The sequence below is a fragment of the Pseudoxanthomonas taiwanensis genome (assembly GCF_010093135.1).
Classification (GTDB): Bacteria; Pseudomonadota; Gammaproteobacteria; order Xanthomonadales; family Xanthomonadaceae; genus Pseudoxanthomonas; species Pseudoxanthomonas taiwanensis.
In genome coordinates, this window is the sequence record NZ_PDWK01000139.1 from 1 (window position 1) to 1,437 (window position 1,437).

Annotated in this window: 1 protein-coding gene; it reads right to left on the reverse strand. The window is 67.2% G+C overall.

What is annotated here, in order from left to right:
- Window positions 1–23: 23 nt before the first annotated feature.
- On the reverse strand, window positions 24–1,391 hold the full coding sequence (locus tag CR938_RS14245) for an IS5 family transposase (RefSeq protein WP_246191105.1): 1,368 nt from the start codon (window positions 1,389–1,391) through the stop codon (window positions 24–26).
- Window positions 1,392–1,437 lie beyond the last annotated feature (46 nt).

Consider the following 1,437-nt stretch of genomic DNA (forward strand, 5'->3'; position numbering starts at 1 on the left):
GTCGGCCCTGAAGAATCCGCCTCTCATCCCCGTGCGGGTACCGTTGGCTGCGATCCAGCCGTGATGAGCGAAATCAACGCCCCCAGCATCCAGGCACAAAAAGCCGCGATCCAGCGCATCAGCCAGCGCAGGTTGTAGCCCGCCGCGCACAGGACCGCGTGCATGGCGTCCCCTTGCGCGCCCTTCAGCCAGCAGCGGCGCAGGCCACAGTCGTCCTTGACGTGGCCGATGATCGGTTCGATCGCCTGGCGACGCTTCACCCAGCGCCATTGGCTTCGGGTCAGGCGCTTGGGCTTGCCTCGATGCAGGATCTCCACGCCCGCCACTTCGCGGCCCCGGTAGCCAAGATCCACAATCGCCACCTTCGGCTTGCAGCCGCTCACGATCTGGGCCTGCTCCAACTGCTCGGCCAGCGTGTCGCCGTCGTACGGATTGCCGGGAAAACTGCGGGCCCCGACGATCAAGCCCTGCCTGGCGGTCACCGCCAGGCCGACCTTCACCCCGAACTCGTACGGCTGTCGCGACTTCCCCTTGCCTATGCACTCCACCTCCGGGGCATGCAATGCGTACAGCTTGCCCTTGTCCTTCGGACGCTGCGCATGCAGCCGCTTGGCGCGATCCAGCCACGTCCCAAGTGCCGCTTTGGCCGCCTCTCCGGCATCGGCCAGCTTGCGTTCGATGTCGCGAATCACCCGGCCCAGTACCGTGCGCTGGCGACGCAGCACACGGCGCATCCGCTTGAACTGCTTGGCGTGTGCATAGCCGCCAGCACGGCGACGGAGCGTGGGCCCTTCCCGTTCGTAGCTCTGCCGCAGCGCAATGCCGTGGCGCTTGGCCAGGAGCACCAGCTTGCGGCGGCCCGCCTCCAATAGTCGGCTGTCGGTCGGGTACGCCACCGCCTTCTCCTGCACGGTGCTGTCCACGATCACCCGTTCCAGGTCCCGTGCCTTCACCGCCTTCATCGAGCGCGCAGCGGCAATCGTCTGGGCCAGCAACTCCTCCATGCCCGCCTCGCCCAGACGCTTGCGCCAGCGCACCAGCGAACTGGGGTCGCACGGCAGCCGGGTCTGGAAGAATTCCTCGCCGGTGAAGAACTGCCAGTACGGGTTCTCCAGCCAACGCTCGCACACCGCCTCGTCCGACAGGTCGTAGGCATGTTTGAGGTAGAGCAGACCGGCCATCAGCCGAATCGGCAACGCCGGTCGCCCGCCGCCGCTCACGGTGGGCGCGGGCAACGTGCACGAAAGCGCTTCCTCCAGCGCCGTCCAGGGCATGCGGCAGGCCAGCTGGGCCAGCGGATGACGCAGGTCGATCTGGGTTTCCAGGCGGGCCCGGAACAAGTCATCGGGACGGACCGTCGGGTCCTCGGCGGGCGTCGAGCGGCGGCGCATCGGGTATCCGAATCTGCAAGGAATCGCGGGGGAGATTATCCGTTCC